The organism is Mesorhizobium sp. P171375 (genome assembly GCF_057786075.1).
In genome coordinates, this window is sequence record NZ_JBYNWF010000001.1 from 6,431,166 (window position 1) to 6,449,903 (window position 18,738).

Below are 18,738 nucleotides of genomic sequence, written 5' to 3' on the forward strand. Positions count from 1 at the left end.
TTTCATATGACGATTGCGCGCAAAATTCTTTCGTCGGGCGCGGCGGGCGCTCTTGCGACGATGATTGCCGCCTGCACCACCGGCGGCCCCGACGGGCCACCGATCGGATCGCAGCCAAGAGGCGTCGAGGGCTCCTGGCTGAACGCCGAGGGCAAGGCGGTCTCGACATTGAACGGCGGCGTCTTCACCACCGTTTCGGCAGAGACCGGCGAGAAATTCGCTGATGGCAGCTATACCAAGACCGGCGCCACGTCGGTTGAGATCAACGGCACCTCGCTGATCCGACAGCAGCCGATCGCTTTCAACTGCCTGCTGGTGTCGATCAACCAGCTGAATTGCACCAGCTCCGCCGGCCAGAACTTCGTGCTGACCAGGCGCAGCTGAGCCCATCTCATACGGCCTTGCGAAAAGGCGGCGGCGCGATGCCGCCGCCTTTTTTATGCCGGCAAACCGATGCCGATTTCGTCCACCCTGATTCTTCTTGCATCGCCACAACCGCGATGTGAACATGCCGGAAAAGCTGGCTGTTATGCCCCGTTCACACTGGGCGTTAAACGGCTCGACCACATCCGGGAGACGAAGATGAAGAAGCTCGCTGCCATTGCCGCCCTTTCTGCCTCGACGCTTGGCCTGTCGGCCGCACCATCCTTTGCCGACTACACGCTGAACATCCTGCATTTCAACGATTGGCACAGCCGCATCGAAGGCAACAACAAATATGAGTCGACCTGCTCGGCCGAGGAGGAGACCAAGGGTGAATGCATCGGCGGCGCCGGCCGTCTGGTCACCGCGATCGCGCAGGAGCGCAAGAAGCTCGAAGGCCAGAACGTGCTGCTGCTCAATGCAGGTGACAGCTTCCAGGGATCGCTGTTCTACATCACCTACAAGGGCACTGCAGAGGAGGAATTCCTCAATCAGATCAAGCCCGACGCGGTGACGCTCGGCAACCACGAATTTGACGATGGCGAGAGCGCGCTGGTGCCTTACCTCGACAAGGCACAGTTCCCGGTCGTCAGCGCCAATGTCCTGCCCAACGACAAGTCCGGCGCCGCGGGCAAGATCAAGCCGTCGATCGTCGTCGAGGTCGGCGGCCAGAAGATCGGCATCATCGGCGCCGTGACCAACGACACGCCGGAACTCGCCTCGCCCGGCCCCAACATCGCCATCGCGGACGACGTCAAGTCGATCACGGCAGAGGTCGAGAAGCTGAAGGCGCAAGGCGTCAACAAGATCATCGCCGTCACCCATATCGGCTACAGGCGCGAGCGCGATGTCATCGCCAAGATCCCCGGCATCGACGTGGTCGTCGGTGGCCACAGCCATTCGCTTCTGTCCAACACCGATCCGAAGGCGGAAGGCCCCTACCCGACCATGGTCGACAACCCCGACGGCTCCAAGGTGCCGGTGGTGCAGGCGGCCTCCTATTCGAAATATCTCGGCGAGTTCAAGGTCGTGTTCGACGACAATGGCGTCGTCAAGGAAGCCAGCGGCGACCCGATCTTCCTCGACAAATCGATCACGCCTGATCCCGCCGTGCTTGCCCGCATCAAGGAACTCGGCGCGCCGATCGAGGCACTGAAGAACAAGGAAGTAGCCGAGACCACCGAGGCCATCGACGGCAGCCGCGAGAATTGCCGCACCAAGGAATGTGCGATGGGCAACCTCGTTTCCGACGCCATTCTCGACCGCGTCAAGGGACAGGGCGTCGAGATCGTCGTCTCCAATGGCGGCGGCCTGCGTGCCTCGATCGACAAGGGCACCGTGACCATGGGCGAGGTGCTGACCGTGCTGCCGTTCCAGAACACGCTGGCGACCTTCCAGATTTCCGGCAAGGATCTGGTTGCCGGGCTGGAAAACGGCGTCAGCCAAGTCGAGGACGGCGCCGGCCGCTTCCCGCAGGTGGCAGGTCTCAAATACGCCTTCGACAAGTCGGTCGCGCCCAATGCCGGCCGCGTCAAGTCGGTCGAGGTGATGGAAGGCGGCGCCTGGGCGCCGATCAATCCGGACAAGGACTATCTGGTCGCCACCAACAACTACGTCCGCCAGGGCGGCGACGGCTACAAGGTCTTCGCCGAAAAGGCCAAGAACGCCTATGATTACGGCCCCGGCCTGGAACAGGTGGTCGCCGACTATCTCGCCGCGCACCGGCCCTATACGCCGAAGCTCGACGGCCGCATCACCGAAGTCGCGGCAACCGTAGCGGCTGCCCCGGCCGCCGAACCGGCGAAACCTGCCGAACCGGCACCTGCTCCAGCCGAGCCGGCAAAGCCGGCCGAGGCGGAGCCGGCGATGCCCGCATTGCCGGCAGGCTCCGGCGACATCACCACCACGCCTCCGACTGTCCCCGCGGAAACCGCACCGGCGGCGCCGGCCACCGAACCGGCCAAACCGGCTGAGGCAGCCCCTGCCCCCGCCACGCCCGCCCCCGCCGAGCCGGCAAAGCCGGCCGAGGCCAGCCACGTCATCGTCGCCGGCGATACCTATTGGGATCTGGCCAAGAAGGCCTATGGCGACGGCACCAAATGGAAGGTGATCTCCGAGGCCAACAAGGGCTACGAGCCACGCCGGCTGCCGGTCGGCGCGACCCTGACCATCCCGCCGGCGGCCAACTAGAGCCGGTGGAAATCCGCAACACCCGTCCGGTCAATCGGGCGGGTGTTGCTTTTCCGGACAGGTGCGGCCAGACGTGGCATTGAAAACCGGCGCGGCGCCGTTAGTTTCGCGCCGTGTCCGGAGAACCACTATGACGATTGATCCCAAAGCCGCGAAAGCGCTCGGCCCGCTGCCGGCCGGACATCCGCCGGTAAAGGCAGGCAAAATCGGCGTCATGCTGGTCAATCTCGGCACGCCCGACGGCACCGATTTCAAGCCGATGTGGCGCTATCTCCGTGAATTCCTGTCTGATCCGCGCGTCATCGAGCTCAACAAGGCGATCTGGTATCCGATCCTCTACGGCCTGGTGCTGACGACGAGGCCGAAGAAGTCCGGCGCCAACTATGCCAGGATCTGGAACCGCGAGAAGAACGAGTCGCCGCTGCGCACCTACACCCGAGCCCAGAGCGAGGAGCTGGCTGCGACGCTCCGCGACCTGCCCGATGTCGTCGTCGACTGGGCGATGCGCTACGGCAACCCGTCGACGGCGAGCGTCGCGCAAAGGCTGGTCGAGCAGGGCTGCGACCGCATCCTGTCTTTCCCGCTTTATCCGCAATATTCGGCGACCACGACAGCGACCGCCAACGACCAGCTGTTTCGCGCGCTGATGAAGATGCGCCGCGCGCCTGCCGTGCGCAGTGTTCCGCCCTACTATGACGAGCCGGTCTACATCGAGGCGCTCGCCCTTTCGATCGAGCGGCATCTGGAGACGCTAGACTTCGAACCGGAGGTTGTCATCACCTCCTATCACGGCATCCCGAAGCCTTATTTCGAGAAGGGCGATCCCTATCACTGCCACTGCCAGAAGACGACGCGTCTGCTGCGCGAACGACTGGGGTGGGATGAAAAGAAACTGATCATCACCTTCCAGTCGCGCTTCGGCGCGCAGGAATGGCTGCAGCCCTACACCGACAAGACGGTCGAGAAACTGGCCAGGGACGGCGTGAAATCGATCGCCATCGTCAATCCCGGCTTTTCCGTCGACTGCATCGAGACGCTGGACGAAATCGGCCGCGAGGCGGCCGAGACTTTCCACCACGCCGGCGGCGCGAAATTCGCCCACATCCCATGCCTCAACGACAGCGCAGAAGGCATGGCGGTGATCGAGGCGATGGTGCGGCGCGAACTGTCGGGCTGGGCCTGAGCCCGCTACGTTGTAGCGATCGATCGCCACTGTTGCGGTATTCTACGCACTAATAATCAGCGATCACCTGATTGTAACATTATTGAAACACACCTAAGTGTTTGGTGAAGTCGGTTGCATGGAATCAACGCCATGGCCGGCATCTGAGGGAGATTTAAATGGACTTCAGTGTTTTCGGTATTGCGATTGGTGCGCTTGCCTTTCTGGTGTTGGTGCTTCTTATCAAAGGCATCCGGACAATCCCGCAAGGCTACAATTATACGGTGGAGCGCTTTGGTCGTTACACCAAAACACTAAGCCCCGGCCTCAACCTCATCGTGCCGTTCGTCGACCGTATCGGCGCCAAGATGAACATGATGGAGCAGGTGCTCGACGTTCCGAGCCAGGAAATCATCACCCGCGACAACGCCATAGTCGGTGTCGACGGCATCGCCTTCTACCAGATCCTCAATGCCGCGCAGGCCGCCTATCAGGTCGCCGGCCTGGAGAACGCCATCCTCAACCTGACGATGACCAACATCCGTACCGTGATGGGCTCTATGGACCTCGACGAACTCTTGTCCAACCGCGACGCCATCAACGAGCGGCTGCTGCGCGTCGTAGACGAAGCGGCGCACCCATGGGGCATCAAGATCACCCGCGTCGAGATCAAGGACATCAATCCGCCGGCCAACCTCATCGAATCGATGGGCCGGCAGATGACGGCCGAACGTAACAAGCGTGCGCAGATCCTTGCCGCCGAAGGCCTCAAGCAGTCTCAGATCCTCGAGGCCGAAGGCCGCAAGGAAGCCGCCTTCCGCGACGCCGAGGCGCGCGAACGCTCAGCCGAAGCCGAAGCCCGCGCCACCCAGGTTGTGTCGGAAGCCATCTCCAAGGGCGACGTGCAGGCGCTCAACTACTTCGTGGCGCTGAAATACACCGAAGCGATGGGCAAGATCGGTACCGCCAACAACAGCAAGGTCGTGCTGATGCCAATGGAAGCCTCGGCGTTGATCGGCACGCTCGGCGGCATAAGCGAGATCGCCAAAGAGGTGTTTCGTAGCGAAGGCACCGCCGGCGCCGCGCGGCAGGCTGCCCGCCCTCCGGTGGTTCGCCCGAGCGAGAATTGAGATCAAGCGAGAACTGAGATCATAGGAGCATGATCCCGAAAAGTGGGAACCGGTTTTCGGACAAGATCATGCTCTCAAACAAGAACTAGGAGCATACTCCCATGTTCGACCGCATCATTTCCGAACTTGGTCCGTGGAACTGGATGGTTCTGGGCCTCGTCCTCCTGGTGATGGAGGTCGTTGCGCCTGGCATCTTCATGCTGTGGATCGGCATCGCCGCGCTGTTGATCGGCGTGGTTTCCCTGCTGATCTGGGACGCAAGCTTCTGGACCTGGGAAGTCCAGGTCCTCGCCTTCCTGGCGCTGTCGCTGGTCTCGGCCTTCGCCGGCAAGAAGCTGGTTGGCGGGCGTCATGACGCGACCGACCAGCCGCTGCTCAACCGCCGCGGCGCACAGATGGTCGGCAAGATGGCTACCCTTGCCGAACCGATCAAGGATGGTCGCGGTCGCATAAAACTCGGCGACACGCTGTGGCGCGTCTCCGGTCCTGACCTGCCGGCTGGTACACAGGTGCGCGTCGTCAGTTCCGCCGAGACCGATCTGGAACTGACGGTCGAGGCTGTCTGAGCACCCAAAAGCGCGCTGCGCATTCTTGGCAAAAAATCGAAGCGCGTCGCGTATAGGTCACCCCAATGCGACGCGCTTTGAGCTTCCTCAGGCGGCGCCGATGCGCAGCAAATCGTGGAAGTGAATCACCCCCACGGGCATCCTGTTTTCGGTCACCACCAGCGCACCGATATTGTATTCGTTGAGAAGCGCGATCGCCGTGCCGGCCAGAGTCTGAGGGTCGACCGTCTTCGGTGTGCGGGTCATGATGTCGTCCACGGCGATATCGGCCAGGTTGCGATGCAAATTGCGCGCGACATCGCCGTCGGTGATGATCCCGACCAGTTCGCCCTTCCCGTCGACGACGCAGACACAGCCGACTTTCTTGTTCGACAGCGTCATGACTGCTTCCGGCATCTTGGTGCCAAGCACGGCTAGCGGAATCTGATCGCCGACCCGCATGATCTCGGAAACGAGAGTCAGATTGGCGCCGAGCTGGCCACCGGGATGGAAGGTGCGGAAATGGTCGGGCGTGAAGCCGCGCGCTTCGAGCAACGCGATGGCCAGCGCATCGCCGACGACCAGTTGCAGCAGCGTTGACGTCGTCGGCGCCAGGCCATGCGGGCAGGCTTCCGGCACCGATGGCAGGAGCAGCACCACGTCGGCCGCGCGCGCCAGCGCCGAAGTCGCGCCTGCGGTAATCGCAATCAGCGGAATCGAAAAGCGCCTGGAATAGGCGACGATGCCCGTCAATTCCTTGCTCTCGCCGGACCATGACATGGCGATGATGGCATCGTCCCTGGCAATCATACCGAGGTCGCCGTGATTGGCCTCCGCCGGATGGACGAAGAAGGCAGGCGTGCCGGTCGAAGCCAGACTCGCCGCGATCTTGGTGCCGATATGGCCGCTTTTGCCGACGCCGGTGACGATGACCCGGCCATCGATGCGCGAGATAATGTCGACAGCGTGCGCGAAGGGTTCGGCCAGTCCGTTTTCCAGCGCGGCAGCCAATGCCGCCACGCCGGCCTGTTCCGTGGCTACCGTTCTCAGCGCCGAGGCGATCGAAGCCTGACTGTCCAAAGGCTTCTTTTCTGGGGATCTCGCATGCATGGCTGATGCGATTAGCGCGTTGCCGTTCGCCTGTCCAACAGAATTGCCGTCCGGCCAGGTCTGACAGGCACCCCTTCAACCCTCCGTTAACCATCCCCGTTTACGGTTCGGTAAGTATGGCGCGCTTGCGCCGCGCAAGCAGTGGTGACGATGTCGCGGGCCCAGCCTGAAAAGAAAAAAGGTCGAACGGGCGGAGCCTTTTGCGCTCTGCTTGTGGCGACGAGCGTGCTCGCATTGCAGCGGCCAACTGCGCTTTATGCCCAGGAAACCGAGTTGCGCGGCGAAGTCTCGGAATCGGCGATCCTGTCCGATCAGCAGCGCCGGGCCAGGCAATTGAGCAAGGCCAACACGCAGGTCAAGCCGGCGCCTGCCGACACCGCCCCCACGGAGAACACGCCAACCGCCTATGTGCCGGCCAGCGATGGCGCCTTGCCGGACGACACCGACCCGTCACAAGCCGGCGCAAACAGCATTTTCGACCCGCCGCAAGCCACCGACGATTCGTTCGCCGACCAGCCGCCAACCGTCCAGCCACGCCGGCCGTCGACGACAAAACAGCGCGCCGTCGCTGCGGACAAGACCAAAAACAAAACCAAGGCTGCCGACAAGAAGAAGCCTGGCCAGGCCACGGACTCGACCACGACCGGAACAACGCCGACCGACACGACAGACGACACCGAGCAGGATACGGCCAACCGCCGCGCCCTCACCGTCGATAGTGTCGACCGGCAGAAGCTCGACCCTGGCGCCGAGCGTACCGATGCCATCGAAGGCCAGAAGAAGAAGCCCGAGGACGACCCCTACGCGGCAACCGGCATCAAGGTTGGCTCCTTCCTGCTGCGGCCGACGCTGGAGCAAGGCGTTACCGTCACATCGAACGCCGATTCCAGCAGCGGCGGCAAGTCGGCGGTGCTGTCCGAAACGGCGCTGCGTTTCTCTGCCGCCTCCGACTGGCGCGAGAATTCGGCTGTCATCGACGGCTACGGCAACTTCCGCAACACCATTTCGGGCCAGAAGATCAACGAGGGGCGCGGTCGTATCGAAGGCACGCTCAATGTCGACCTCGACAATGAACTGCGCGCCATCGCCAAACTCGGCTACGAGATTGCGCCGGAATCGGCGTCCTCGCCCGACGCCATTGCCGGCGTCACCTCGCAGCCGATACGCCAGACCGTCGACGGCAGCCTCGCCGTCAAGAAGGATGTCGGCAAGCTCCGCTTCGCGCTGACCGGCGCGGTCTCCCACGATATCTATGGCGACGCGAAGCTGACCGACGGCACCGTGTTGTCGCAGAAGGATCGCGATTCCACCCTCTACACCGCGACCTTGCGCACCGGTTACGAGATCTCGCCCGCCATCACGCCTTTCGCCGAAGTCGAAGTCGGCCGACGCGCCTATGATCTGCGCGTCGATTCAAGCGGCTTTGAACGGTCGTCGACGCGGCTTGGCGCGCGCGCCGGTGTCGAAGTGGACATGGGCGAGAAACTGGCCGGCGAATTCTCGGCCGGCTGGCTCCGGGAAGCGATCGACGACAACCGGCTGGAGGCGAATTCGGGGGCGTCGGTGAATGCCGACCTTAAATGGTCGCCCGAACGCGGCACCATCATCGGCCTGACCGCGCAGACCATGATCGAAGGCACGACGACCGCCAATGAGAGCGGCGACCTCCTCTATTCAGGCCGCCTCACCGGCGAACGGCAGATCCGCGCCGACCTGACCGGCAACGCCGCCCTTGGCCTCGACTGGCGCGACTACACCGGCTCCGACGGGCATGACCTGACGCTGAGCGCCGAGGCCGGGCTGACATGGTGGCTGAACCGCTATGTCGGCCTCACCAGCCGCGCCCGCACCGAAAAGCTGACCAGCAATCTGCCCGGGCGCAACTACACCGCCAACAGCATCTATTTGGGGCTGAAGCTGCAGCGGTAGCTAGAAGGCAGCGCCGCGGCGCTCGGACGGCTTCATCTCGTCGAGCAGCGTGCGGATGACGCCGGCCATGTTCTCATTCATGTCGCTGCGCCACAGCGCGAAGGCGACATTGGCCTCGACGAATCCTTCCGGCGACCCGCAGTCGAAGGTGCGGCCCTGATAGTGGTAGCCAAAGAAAGGCTGCTGCTTTTCCAGCTTCAGCATCGCGTCGGTAAGCTGGATCTCGTTGCCGGCGCCCTTTTCCTGGCTTTCGAGGATCGTGAAGATCTCGGGCTGCAGGATGTAGCGGCCGTTGATGTAGAGATTGGACGGCGCGGTGCCGGTCTTCGGCTTTTCGACCATCTCGGTGATGCGGAAGCCGTGATGCGTGTCCTCGCCGCGCCCGACAATGCCATATTTGTGGGTTTCGGCCGGATCGCATTCCTGCACGGCGATGATGTTGTTGCCGGTCTCCTCATAGAGTTCGACCATGGCCTTCATGCAGCTCTTTTCCGACTGCATGATCATATCGGGCAGCAAGAGCGCGAACGGCTCATCGCCGACCAGTTCGCGCGCGCACCAGACGGCGTGGCCGAGGCCCATCGGCACCTGCTGGCGGGTGAACGAGGTCTGCCCTGGTGCCGGCTGCAGCCGCTGCAGGCGGGCCAGCTGCTCGTCCTTGCCGCGCTGGGCGAGTGTGTCGTAGAGCTCGAACTGGATATCGAAATGGTCCTCGATGACCGCCTTGTTGCGGCCGGTGACGAAGATGAAATGTTCGATGCCGGCCTCGCGCGCCTCATCGACGACATACTGGATGACCGGCCGGTCGACGACGGTCAGCATTTCCTTGGGGATGGCCTTGGTGGCCGGGAGGAACCGCGTGCCGAGACCGGCGACCGGGAAAACTGCCTTGCGAACTCGCTTCATGCGTCAATTATCCGTTTGATTGCCTGCTCCGCAATCCCGTTTCGAGACATTTTCACGCCGAAATCGAGGATTACGAGCTGCTGGTGAGAACTTCCAGTGCCTAAAGCATCGACGTGTCTTTTCGTTCCCGACGGCACCTATGGTAAACTAATTCCTAACCCGGTTCGGCGATGAATGGTTCTTCCTGAGATAAAGAAGGGGGAAAAGATGTCCGTTCGCAATGCCGCAAAACGTTTTACCAGCGTCATGACGGCAGCCAGCCTCTCGCTCGCCTTGCTGATGCCTGCCGGGCCGGCCTTTGCCGATGCCGGTTTCCGGCAATGGGTCGCCGGTTTCCGCGCCACCGCGGTGGCGGGCGGTGTTTCCGGCGCGGTCTACGACCAGGCTTTCCGCGGCATCAACGAACCCGACCCGGTGGTGCTGGAAAAGGCACGAACGCAGCCTGAGTTCACCGCACCCGCCTGGGATTATTTCGACAACCGCGTCCACGACCAGTCGGTTGCCGTCGGCCAGCAGATGGCGAAGAAATGGAAGCCGTGGCTGGACCGCATCGAGGCGCGGTTCGGCGTCGACCGCTACATCCTGCTCGCCATCTGGTCGATGGAATCGAACTATGGCGAGATCCTCAAGCGCGACGACATCATGCGCAATGTCATCCGCTCGCTGGCGACGCTCGCCTATGGCGACCCGAAGCGGTCGAAATTCGCCCGCACCCAATTAGTCGCCGCGCTGAAGATCCTGCAGACCGGCGACATTGACGAAAGCCACCTGATGGGCTCCTGGGCCGGCGCCATGGGCCAGACCCAGTTCATCCCGACCAGCTATCAGCATTATGCCGTCGACATGGACGGCAACGGCAAGCGCGACATCTGGAATTCGATCCCCGATGCGCTGGCGACATCAGCCAATCTGTTGAAGAAGAATGGCTGGCAGGGCGGCAAGACCTGGGGCTACGAGGTCACCATTCCGGCCGGCAAACTGCCCGCTGGCTCGAAGACGCTGGCGCAGTGGCAGGCGCTCGGCGTCGCCAGGGCCAATGGCAAGCCGTTCAGGAACGCAACCGACAAGGCGACTCTGAAAGTGCCGGACGGCCGCGGCGGACCGGCCTTCCTGATGATCAAGAACTTCTCCGTCATCAAGGCCTACAACAACGCCGACAAATATGCCCTCGCCGTCGGCCTTCTTGCCGACGAAATCGCCGGCTCTAGTGGTCTGGTGCAGGACTGGAAGCGGCCTTTCACCAAGCTGTCCTTCGAGGAAAGGCAGGAGTTGCAGAAGCGGCTTTCGCAGCACGGGCTTTACGACGGCAAGTTCGACGGCAAGATCGGTGACGGCACGAAAACCGCCATCATGACCTATCAGGCAAAGGTCGGCTTGACCCAGGACGGGTATCCGAGCATGGAAGTGCTCAAATGGCTCAGAAAGAAATAGGGCCAGCTGCAGTGCAGCGCATTTGCGACGCGCAAGGGACGCTGTAGCATCGATCTGCGCATGATCCCTGCGAGGGTCATGCACAAAGGGATGGAGAGGGAGCTTGGTTTCGGCAGCGCGTATCCGTGTGATCGTTTTCCGCTTGCCGATCCTCGTTCTGGCCATCGTTGTCCTGGCGACGGGAGTCGCCGGCACTTTCCACACACCGGCTTTGGCGCAGGAACAACCGCAGGACCGCGGCTGGTCGCTGCGCGACCTGTTGTTCCCGCGCCGCAGCGAACGCATCGAGCCGCCGCTCGACATCCAAAAGCCAAAGCCGAAGGTCAAGAAAAAGCCCCGTGCGCCCGTTGAACCTGCCGTTCCGATTGTCGAGAAGGCGCCGGATTCCCGCGTCATCCTGGTGATCGGCGATTTCATGGCGAGCGGCCTTGCCGAGGGCCTCGACACCGCCTTTGCCGCCAACCCCGCCATCAGGATCGTCGAGCGCGCCAACGGCTCGTCAGGCTTCGTGCGTGATGACGTCTACAACTGGCCCGAACAGGTCAAATCGCTGATCGAGACGGAGAAACCGGCAGCGGTCGTCGTCATGCTGGGCTCCAACGACCGTCAGCAGATGCGCGTCAACGACGTGCGCGAACAGCCGCGTTCCGAGAACTGGACCAAGGAATACGAGCGCCGGACCGAGGCATTCGGCAAGGCGCTGGCGTCGACCAAAGTGCCGTATCTGTGGGTCGGCATGCCGGCCTTCAAGGCGCCGAAGATGACCTCCGACATGCTGGCCTTCAACGACATCTACCACTCGGCCGCCGAGAAGAACGGCGGCGAATTCGTCGATGTCTGGGACGGGTTCGTCGACGAGAACGGCGCCTTCGTCACGACCGGCCCCGATATTAACGGCCAGGCCGTGCGGCTGCGCTCCGACGACGGCATCAACGTCTCGAAAGCCGGCAAGCGCAAGCTCGCCTTCTACACCGAAAAGCCGCTGGCCAAGATCCTCGGCCTGGCAGCGCCGGGAAGCGTGGTGACGGCTGCCGCACCCGCCGGTGCCCCGGTCGAGGCACCGTCGCTGCCCGCCGCCCCCATCGTGGTCGACCGCACGGTGCCGATGCTGCTCAACGATCCGGCGCTCGACGGCGGCACCGAACTTCTCGGCGCCGCGGCGACGCCGAAGGCCAATCCGCAGCTGCCTGGCGAAAAGTTGATCCTCGAAGGCAAGGCCCCCGAAGCGTCACCCGGCCGCGCCGACGATTTCTCCTGGCCGCCGAAGGCCGCTGCCGCGACTGATACGACGACGGCGATCAACCGTTAGCGAGGCAACACCGTCGTCCCCATCAGCGCTTCGTCGATCGAGCGCGCCGCCTGGCGGCCCTCCCGGATCGCCCACACCACCAATGACTGGCCCCGGCGCACATCACCGGCGGCAAAAAGCTTGTCGACGCTGGTCTTGTAGTCGCGATCGTTGGCTTCGACATTCCTGGAACGCCGGCTGTCGGTCGTGATCTTCATCTGACCGTCCAGCTCCTTCGCAACGCCCACGGCAGCCGGTCCGGCAAAGCCGATGGCGATGAAGGCGAGATCGGCGCGGATGACGAATTCGGTGCCGGCGATCGGCTTGCGCTTCTCGTCAACCTCGCAGCACTTCACACCGGTCAGCTGGCCGTCTTCGCCGATGAATTCGAGCGTAGCCACCTGGAATTCGCGCTCCGCACCTTCGGCCTGCGACGACGACGTCCGCATCTTCGTCGCCCAATAGGGCCAGACCGCGAGCTTGTCTTCCTTTTCCGGCGGCTGCGGGCGGATGTCGAGCTGGGTGACGCGCACCGCGCCCTGGCGGAAGGCCGTGCCGACACAGTCGGACGCGGTATCACCGCCGCCGACGACGACGACATGCTGGCCGCCGGCGATGATCGGATGCGACGGCCACGCCACCGACTGGATCGGCTCGCCGCCGACCCGGCGGTTCTGCTGCACCAGATAGGGCATGGCATCATAGACGCCGCCGAGATCGTCGCCCGGAATGTTGGCCGGACGCGGCGATTCCGAACCGCCGCAATAGAGCACCGCGTCATACTCGGTAAGCAACTCGGCGACGGGCTTGTCAACACCGACATTGACGCCGCAATGGAAGGTCACGCCCTCGCCCTGCATCTGCTCGATGCGGCGGTCGATATAGTGCTTCTCGATCTTGAAGTCGGGAATGCCATAACGCATCAGCCCGCCGGGGCGGCTCTCACGCTCGTAGACACTGACCTCGTGCCCGGCGCGGCCGAGTTGCTGCGCCGCGGCCATGCCGGCCGGGCCGGAGCCGATGACGGCGACCCGCTTGCCGGTCTTCTTCTCTGGCGGATAGGGCCGGATATGGCCGGTCTCGTAAGCCTTGTCGGCGATTGCCTGCTCGACCGTCTTGATAGCGACCGGAATGTCCTCGAGGTTCAGCGTGCAGGCTTCCTCGCAAGGCGCGGGGCAGATGCGGCCGGTGAATTCGGGGAAATTGTTGGTCGAATGCAGGTTGCGGATCGCATTGTCCCAGTCGCCATTGTAGACTAGATCGTTCCAGTCCGGGATCTGGTTGTGGATCGGGCAACCGGTCGGCCCGTGGCAGAACGGGATGCCGCAATCCATGCAGCGCGCGGCCTGTTTCTCGACCTCCTTGTCCGACATCGGCAGCGTGAACTCGCGGAAATGCCGGATGCGGTCGGAGGCCGGCTGGTACTTGTGCACCTGCCGGTCGATTTCGAGAAAGCCTGTTACCTTGCCCATAGTCCAGTTCCTGCTGTCCAGATGGTGCGGGTTCGCCGCACCCGTTAACCCCTTGAGGCAGCCATGGCAACCTTGCGTCGGAGGTCAAACTGTCGCTGAAAGTTCCGCCGGGAAGCCTGGGCTCCCCGGCAAGTCTCAAAAGCCTATTCCGCCGCCACGCCCATGCGCATGCGTTCCATCTCGATCAGCGCACGGCGGTATTCGACCGGCATGATCTTGCGGAATTTCGGCCGGAATGTCGTCCAGTCGTCGAGGATCTCGCGGCCGCGCACCGAACCCGTGAAATGGACGTGGTTCGAGATCAGCTGGTAGAGCCGCTCCTCGTCATGGCTGGTCATGTCGCCGGAGACGTCGACGCGGCCCTTGTGGTCGAGGTCGCCGCCATGATGCAGCAGCCTTTCCATCAAATCGTCTTCTTCCGGCACCGGCTCCAGCTCGACCATCGCCATGTTGCAGCGCGCGGCGAAATCGCCGGCTTCGTCCAGCACATAGGCGACGCCGCCCGACATGCCGGCGGCGAAGTTGCGGCCGGTCTGGCCGATGACGACGACGATGCCGCCGGTCATGTACTCGCAGCCATGGTCGCCGACACCTTCGACGACGGCGGCCACACCCGAGTTGCGCACCGCGAAGCGTTCGCCGGCGACACCGGCGAAATAGGCCTCGCCCTCGGTGGCGCCATAGAGCACCGTATTGCCGACGATGATCGATTCAGCCGCGACGATCTTGGATTCTTCCGGCGGCCGGATGACGATGCGTCCGCCCGACAGGCCCTTGCCGACATAGTCGTTGGCGGCGCCGACGAGATCGAACGAGATGCCGCGCGCCAGGAAGGCGCCGAAGGATTGGCCGGCAGTGCCGGTCAGCTTCACCTGGATCGTGTCTTCGCGCAGGCCCTTGTGCCTGAAACGCTTGGCCACTTCGCCCGACAGCATGGCACCGGTCGAACGGTCGACATTGCGAATGTCGACCTCGATCTTGACCGGCTGCTTGGCCTCGAGCGCGGGCTTGGCCAGTTCGATCAGCTTGCGGTCGAGCACATCGTCGATCGGGTGCTTCTGCCGCTCGGTCCAGTGCACCGCTTCATGCGGCGCGTCCGGCTTGAAGAACATCTTGCCGAAATCGAGCCCGCGCGCCTTCCAGTGCTGGATCATCTCGCGCTTTTCCAGAAGGTCGCTGTCGCCGATGATCTGGTCGATATGGGTGTAGCCCATCTCGGCGAGCAGCCCTCTCACCTCTTCCGCCACATAGAAGAAGAAGTTGATGACATGCTCGGGCGTGCCCTTGAAGCGCTTGCGCAGCACCGGGTCCTGCGTCGCGACGCCGACCGGGCAGGTGTTAAGATGGCACTTTCGCATCATGATGCAGCCGGCCGCGATCAGCGGCGCGGTCGAGAAGCCGAACTCGTCGGCGCCGAGCAGCGCACCGATGATGACGTCGAGCCCGGTACGCAAGCCGCCGTCAACCTGCAGCGCAACGCGCGAGCGCAGCCCGTTCAGCACCAGCGTCTGGTGCGTCTCGGCAAGGCCCATTTCCCACGGGCTGCCGGCGTGCTTGAGCGAGGTCAGCGGCGATGCACCAGTGCCGCCATCATAGCCCGAGATGGTGATGTGGTCGGCGCGCGCCTTGGCGACGCCGGCCGCAACCGTGCCGACGCCGACTTCCGACACCAGCTTGACCGAGACGTCGGCCGCCGGGTTGACGTTCTTCAGGTCGTAGATCAGCTGCGCCAGATCCTCGATCGAATAGATGTCGTGATGCGGCGGCGGCGAGATCAGGCCGACGCCGGGCGTCGAATGCCGGACCTTGGCGATGGTCGCGTCGACCTTGTGGCCGGGCAACTGACCACCCTCGCCTGGCTTCGCGCCCTGCGCGACCTTGATCTGCATGACATCGGAATTGACGAGATATTCGGCCGTCACGCCGAACCGCCCCGAGGCGACCTGCTTGATCGCCGAGCGTTCCGGGTTCTTGCCGCCGCCGGGCAACGGCAGATAACGGTCGGCTTCCTCGCCGCCCTCGCCGGTGTTCGACTTGCCGCCGATCTGATTCATGGCGCGCGCCAGCGTGGTGTGCGCTTCGCGTGAGATGGAGCCGAACGACATAGCCCCGGTCGAGAAGCGCTTGACGATGTCGGCCGCCGACATCACGTCCTCTATCGCGACTTTCTTGCGGCCGGTCTCTTCCGCCAGCTTGATCCTGAACAGGCCGCGAATGGTCTGGGCACGGGCCGTCTCGCTGTCGATCTGCGCCGAATACTCCTTGAACGTCTCCCACGAGCCCTGACGCACGGCGTGCTGCAAGGTGGCGACGGCGTCGGGCGACCACATATGGGCTTCGCCGCGCATGCGGTACATGTACTCGCCGCCGACCTCAAGACTGTTGCGCAGCACCGGGTCGTTGCCGAAACCATCGGTGTGGCGGCTGAGCGTCTCGGCCGCAACCTCGTCCAGGCCCACGCCTTCGATCAGCGTCGCGGTGCCGGTAAAATACTGCTGCACGAAATCCGACTTAAGCCCGATGGCGTCGAAGATCTGCGCGCCGCAATAGGACTGGTAGGTCGAGATGCCCATCTTGGACATCACCTTGAGGATGCCCTTGCCGATCGACTTGATGTAGCGCGAGACGACTTCGTAGGCGTCGACCTCCGCCGGCAGTTCGCCGCGCTTGTGCATGTCGAGCAGCGTGTCGAAGGCGAGGTAAGGATTGATCGCCTCGGCACCATAGCCGGCGAGGCAGCAGAAATGATGCACTTCGCGCGGCTCGCCGGATTCGACGACCAGACCGACCGCGGTGCGCAGGCCCTTGCGGATCAGGTGGTGATGCACCGCCGCCGTCGCCAGCAGCGCCGGGATGGCGATGCGGTCCGGACCGACCTGGCGGTCGGACAGGATGATGATGTTGTAGCCGCCGGCGACAGCTGCTTCCGCCCGCTCGCACAGACGTTCGACGGCGCCCTGCATGCCGGCCGCGCCCTCGCTCGACCCATAGGTGATATCGATCGTCTTGGTGTCGAAACGGTCCTCGGTGTGGCCGATGGAGCGGATCTTTTCCAGATCGCCATTGGTCAGGATCGGCTGGCGCACTTCGAGCCGCTTGCGGCGCGAATTGCCGACCAGATCGAAGATGTTCGGCCGCGGACCGATGAACGACACCAGGCTCATCACCAACTCCTCGCGGATCGGGTCGATCGGCGGGTTGGTGACCTGGGCGAAGTTCTGCTTGAAATAGGTGTAGAGCAGCTTGGACTTGTCCGACATCGCCGAGATCGGCGTGTCGGTGCCCATCGAACCCACGGCTTCCTGGCCGGTGGTCGCCATCGGCGACATCAACAGCTTGGTGTCTTCCTGGCTGTAGCCGAACGCCTGCTGGCGATCGAGCAGGCTGACATCCTTGCGCAGCGCGCGCGGTTCAACCGGCTTCAGATCCTCCAGGATCAGCTGCGTGTTGTTGAGCCAGGTCTTGTAGGGGTGCCTGGTCGCGATCTCCGACTTGATCTCCTCGTCGGAAATGATGCGGCCCTTGGCGAGGTCGATCAGGAGCATGCGGCCGGGCTGCAGCCGCCACTTCTTGACGATCTTCTCCTCCGGCACCGGCAGCACGCCGGCTTCCGAGGCCATGATGACGCGGTCGTCGTCGGTGACGATGTAGCGCGCCGGGCGCAGGCCGTTGCGGTCGAGCGTGGCGCCGATCTGGCGGCCATCGGTAAAGGCGACCGCGGCCGGCCCATCCCACGGCTCCATCAGCGCTGCATGGTATTCGTAGAAAGCCTTGCGGTCAGCATCCATGAGCTTGTTGCCAGCCCAGGCTTCCGGGATCAGCATCATCATGGCGTGGCTGAGGCTGTAGCCGCCCTGGAACAGGAATTCGAGCGCATTGTCGAAGCACGCAGTGTCGGACTGGCCGTCATAGGAGATCGGCCACAGCTTCGAGATGTTGTTGCCGAACAGCTCGGAATCGACCGAGGCCTGGCGCGCCGCCATCCAGTTGTTGTTGCCGCGCACCGTGTTGATCTCGCCATTGTGGGCGACCATGCGGTAGGGATGCGCCAGCTTCCACGACGGGAAGGTGTTGGTCGAGAAGCGCTGGTGGACGAGGATCAGCGCCGTCTCGAAACGCGGATCCGACAGATCCTTGTAGTAGGCGCCGACCTGATAGGCCAGGAACATGCCCTTGTAGACGATGGTGCGCGCCGACAGCGACACGCAGTAGGCGCCGATATCCCTGTTGTCGTTCTCGGCGTAGATACGGCCGGAAATGACCTTGCGCAGCAGGTACAGCCTGGCCTCATATTCCTCGTCGTCGGTAATGTCGGCCGTGCGGCCGATGAAGACCTGGCGATGGAACGGTTCGGAGGCCGCGATATCGGGCGCCTTCGACAGCGATGAATTGTCGACCGGCACGTCACGGAAACCGAGCAGAGGCAGCCCTTCGGACTGCGCCGATTCGGCGATGATGTCTTCGACATGAGCGCGCAGCGCCGCGTCCTGCGGCATGAACCAGTGGCCGACGCCGTATTGGCCGGCCGCCGGCAGTTCAACGCCCTGGGCCGCCATCTCCTCACGGAAGAAACGGTCCGGGATCTGCACCAGCACGCCGGCGCCGTCGCCCATCAGCGGATCGGCGCCGACGGCGCCGCGATGCGTCAGGTTTTCGAGCACGAACAGCCCGTCCTTGACGATCTGGTGCGACTTGACGTTCTTCATGTTGACGATGAAGCCGACGCCGCAGGCGTCATGCTCGTTGCGCGGATCATAGAGACCCTGCGCGGCCATACCGTTGGTGGTTCGGCCGCCATTGGTCAGGCCAGTGGTAATGGATGGATTTTTAACGGCTGCCGCTTTCGTCTGCGCGGCCTGGCCGGTAATCGCAGATGGCGTCAGTTCCGTCATCGTCCTGTCCTCCGTTCCGGCCCCTGGCACTTCTTGCGTTTGGGGCGCTGGTCTACCTTGGGAAGCGACTGGCTTCCGCTCTCATTCTTGCGGCACGTCTTGCGAAATCCTTGGCGAACCGAGCGATGCGCCGCCGGTTCGTATCCGGTATCGTACAGGCCACAGCCGAGCCGTCTACCCGTCGCTCGCGGCAACGGCCGGAGTGGCCCAAATGATACGCCAATCCAGCCTGACTTGTGCGACAAAATAAGACAGCACTA

At 63.3% G+C, this 18,738-nt stretch carries 12 protein-coding genes; 8 read left to right on the forward strand and 4 right to left on the reverse strand.

The annotated features are described in order from the left end of the window. Positions 1 to 6 precede the first annotated feature (6 nt). The 5 genes from ACYHH6_RS31355 to ACYHH6_RS31375 all read left to right on the forward strand — a co-directional run bounded on the left by ACYHH6_RS31355 (position 7) and on the right by ACYHH6_RS31375 (position 5,471). A complete protein-coding gene (locus ACYHH6_RS31355) occupies positions 7 to 384 on the forward strand; it encodes an Omp10 family outer membrane lipoprotein (RefSeq protein ID WP_352586274.1) in 378 nt (125 codons plus the stop codon). A gap of 198 nt (positions 385 to 582) precedes the next feature. After that, a complete protein-coding gene (locus tag ACYHH6_RS31360; protein WP_352586273.1) occupies positions 583 to 2,613 on the forward strand; it encodes a 5'-nucleotidase C-terminal domain-containing protein in 2,031 nt (676 codons plus the stop codon). A 130-nt stretch (positions 2,614 to 2,743) separates the two neighbouring features. Beyond that, positions 2,744 to 3,796, forward strand: coding sequence for a ferrochelatase (hemH, locus tag ACYHH6_RS31365; RefSeq protein ID WP_352586272.1), 1,053 nt, complete (start codon positions 2,744 to 2,746; stop codon positions 3,794 to 3,796). Positions 3,797 to 3,954: 158 nt separating this feature from the next. Beyond that, positions 3,955 to 4,905, forward strand: a complete 951-nt coding sequence (locus ACYHH6_RS31370) for an SPFH domain-containing protein (protein ID WP_352586271.1) — start codon at positions 3,955 to 3,957, stop codon at positions 4,903 to 4,905. A gap of 101 nt (positions 4,906 to 5,006) precedes the next feature. Next, positions 5,007 to 5,471, forward strand: coding sequence for an NfeD family protein (locus tag ACYHH6_RS31375; RefSeq protein ID WP_352586270.1), 465 nt, complete (start codon positions 5,007 to 5,009; stop codon positions 5,469 to 5,471). 87 nt (positions 5,472 to 5,558) lie between these two features. On the opposite strand, the gene ACYHH6_RS31380 is transcribed toward ACYHH6_RS31375, so the two are convergent. Then, the gene (locus tag ACYHH6_RS31380; RefSeq protein ID WP_352586269.1) at positions 5,559 to 6,560 is read right to left on the reverse strand and encodes a KpsF/GutQ family sugar-phosphate isomerase; all 1,002 of its coding nucleotides are present in this window, start codon (positions 6,558 to 6,560) and stop codon (positions 5,559 to 5,561) included. A gap of 150 nt (positions 6,561 to 6,710) precedes the next feature. Here ACYHH6_RS31380 and ACYHH6_RS31385 point away from each other — a divergent pair, with 150 nt between their 5' ends. Further along, positions 6,711 to 8,489: an outer membrane beta-barrel protein gene (locus tag ACYHH6_RS31385; protein WP_352586268.1), complete on the forward strand. Its 1,779-nt coding sequence runs from the start codon at positions 6,711 to 6,713 to the stop codon at positions 8,487 to 8,489. On the opposite strand, the gene galU is transcribed toward ACYHH6_RS31385, so the two are convergent. Then, on the reverse strand, positions 8,490 to 9,395 hold the full coding sequence (gene galU / locus ACYHH6_RS31390; RefSeq protein WP_192254541.1) for a UTP--glucose-1-phosphate uridylyltransferase GalU: 906 nt from the start codon (positions 9,393 to 9,395) through the stop codon (positions 8,490 to 8,492). It abuts the gene before it with no gap. A gap of 207 nt (positions 9,396 to 9,602) precedes the next feature. On the opposite strand from galU, the gene ACYHH6_RS31395 reads away from it, so the two are divergent. Beyond that, complete coding sequence (locus ACYHH6_RS31395; protein WP_352586267.1) at positions 9,603 to 10,826, forward strand: lytic murein transglycosylase; 1,224 nt, start codon at positions 9,603 to 9,605, stop codon at positions 10,824 to 10,826. Positions 10,827 to 10,929: 103 nt separating this feature from the next. Next, complete coding sequence (locus ACYHH6_RS31400) at positions 10,930 to 12,135, forward strand: SGNH/GDSL hydrolase family protein (RefSeq protein ID WP_352586266.1); 1,206 nt, start codon at positions 10,930 to 10,932, stop codon at positions 12,133 to 12,135. Here ACYHH6_RS31400 and ACYHH6_RS31405 read toward each other — a convergent pair. Together ACYHH6_RS31405 and gltB are read right to left on the reverse strand one after the other, a co-directional pair. After that, positions 12,132 to 13,586 (reverse strand): glutamate synthase subunit beta, encoded by a 1,455-nt coding sequence (locus ACYHH6_RS31405; protein WP_352586265.1) that lies wholly within the window; start codon positions 13,584 to 13,586, stop codon positions 12,132 to 12,134. The genes ACYHH6_RS31400 and ACYHH6_RS31405 overlap by 4 nt on opposite strands. 143 nt (positions 13,587 to 13,729) lie before the next feature. Next, entirely contained in the window at positions 13,730 to 18,478 is a 4,749-nt protein-coding gene (gene gltB, locus ACYHH6_RS31410; RefSeq protein ID WP_352586264.1) for a glutamate synthase large subunit, read from the reverse strand. Positions 18,479 to 18,738: the final 260 nt, after the last annotated feature.

Coding starts and splice junctions, on each gene's coding strand:
- hemH (WP_352586272.1), top strand. CDS start 2,744: ATGACGATTGATCCCAAAGCCGCGAAAGCGCTCGGCCCGCTGCCGGCC.
- gltB (WP_352586264.1), bottom strand. CDS start 18,478: ATGACGGAACTGACGCCATCTGCGATTACCGGCCAGGCCGCGCAGACG.
- ACYHH6_RS31405 (WP_352586265.1), bottom strand. CDS start 13,586: ATGGGCAAGGTAACAGGCTTTCTCGAAATCGACCGGCAGGTGCACAAG.
- ACYHH6_RS31370 (WP_352586271.1), top strand. CDS start 3,955: ATGGACTTCAGTGTTTTCGGTATTGCGATTGGTGCGCTTGCCTTTCTG.
- ACYHH6_RS31395 (WP_352586267.1), top strand. CDS start 9,603: ATGTCCGTTCGCAATGCCGCAAAACGTTTTACCAGCGTCATGACGGCA.
- ACYHH6_RS31355 (WP_352586274.1), top strand. CDS start 7: ATGACGATTGCGCGCAAAATTCTTTCGTCGGGCGCGGCGGGCGCTCTT.
- ACYHH6_RS31360 (WP_352586273.1), top strand. CDS start 583: ATGAAGAAGCTCGCTGCCATTGCCGCCCTTTCTGCCTCGACGCTTGGC.
- ACYHH6_RS31385 (WP_352586268.1), top strand. CDS start 6,711: ATGTCGCGGGCCCAGCCTGAAAAGAAAAAAGGTCGAACGGGCGGAGCC.
- galU (WP_192254541.1), bottom strand. CDS start 9,395: ATGAAGCGAGTTCGCAAGGCAGTTTTCCCGGTCGCCGGTCTCGGCACG.
- ACYHH6_RS31380 (WP_352586269.1), bottom strand. CDS start 6,560: ATGCATGCGAGATCCCCAGAAAAGAAGCCTTTGGACAGTCAGGCTTCG.
- ACYHH6_RS31375 (WP_352586270.1), top strand. CDS start 5,007: ATGTTCGACCGCATCATTTCCGAACTTGGTCCGTGGAACTGGATGGTT.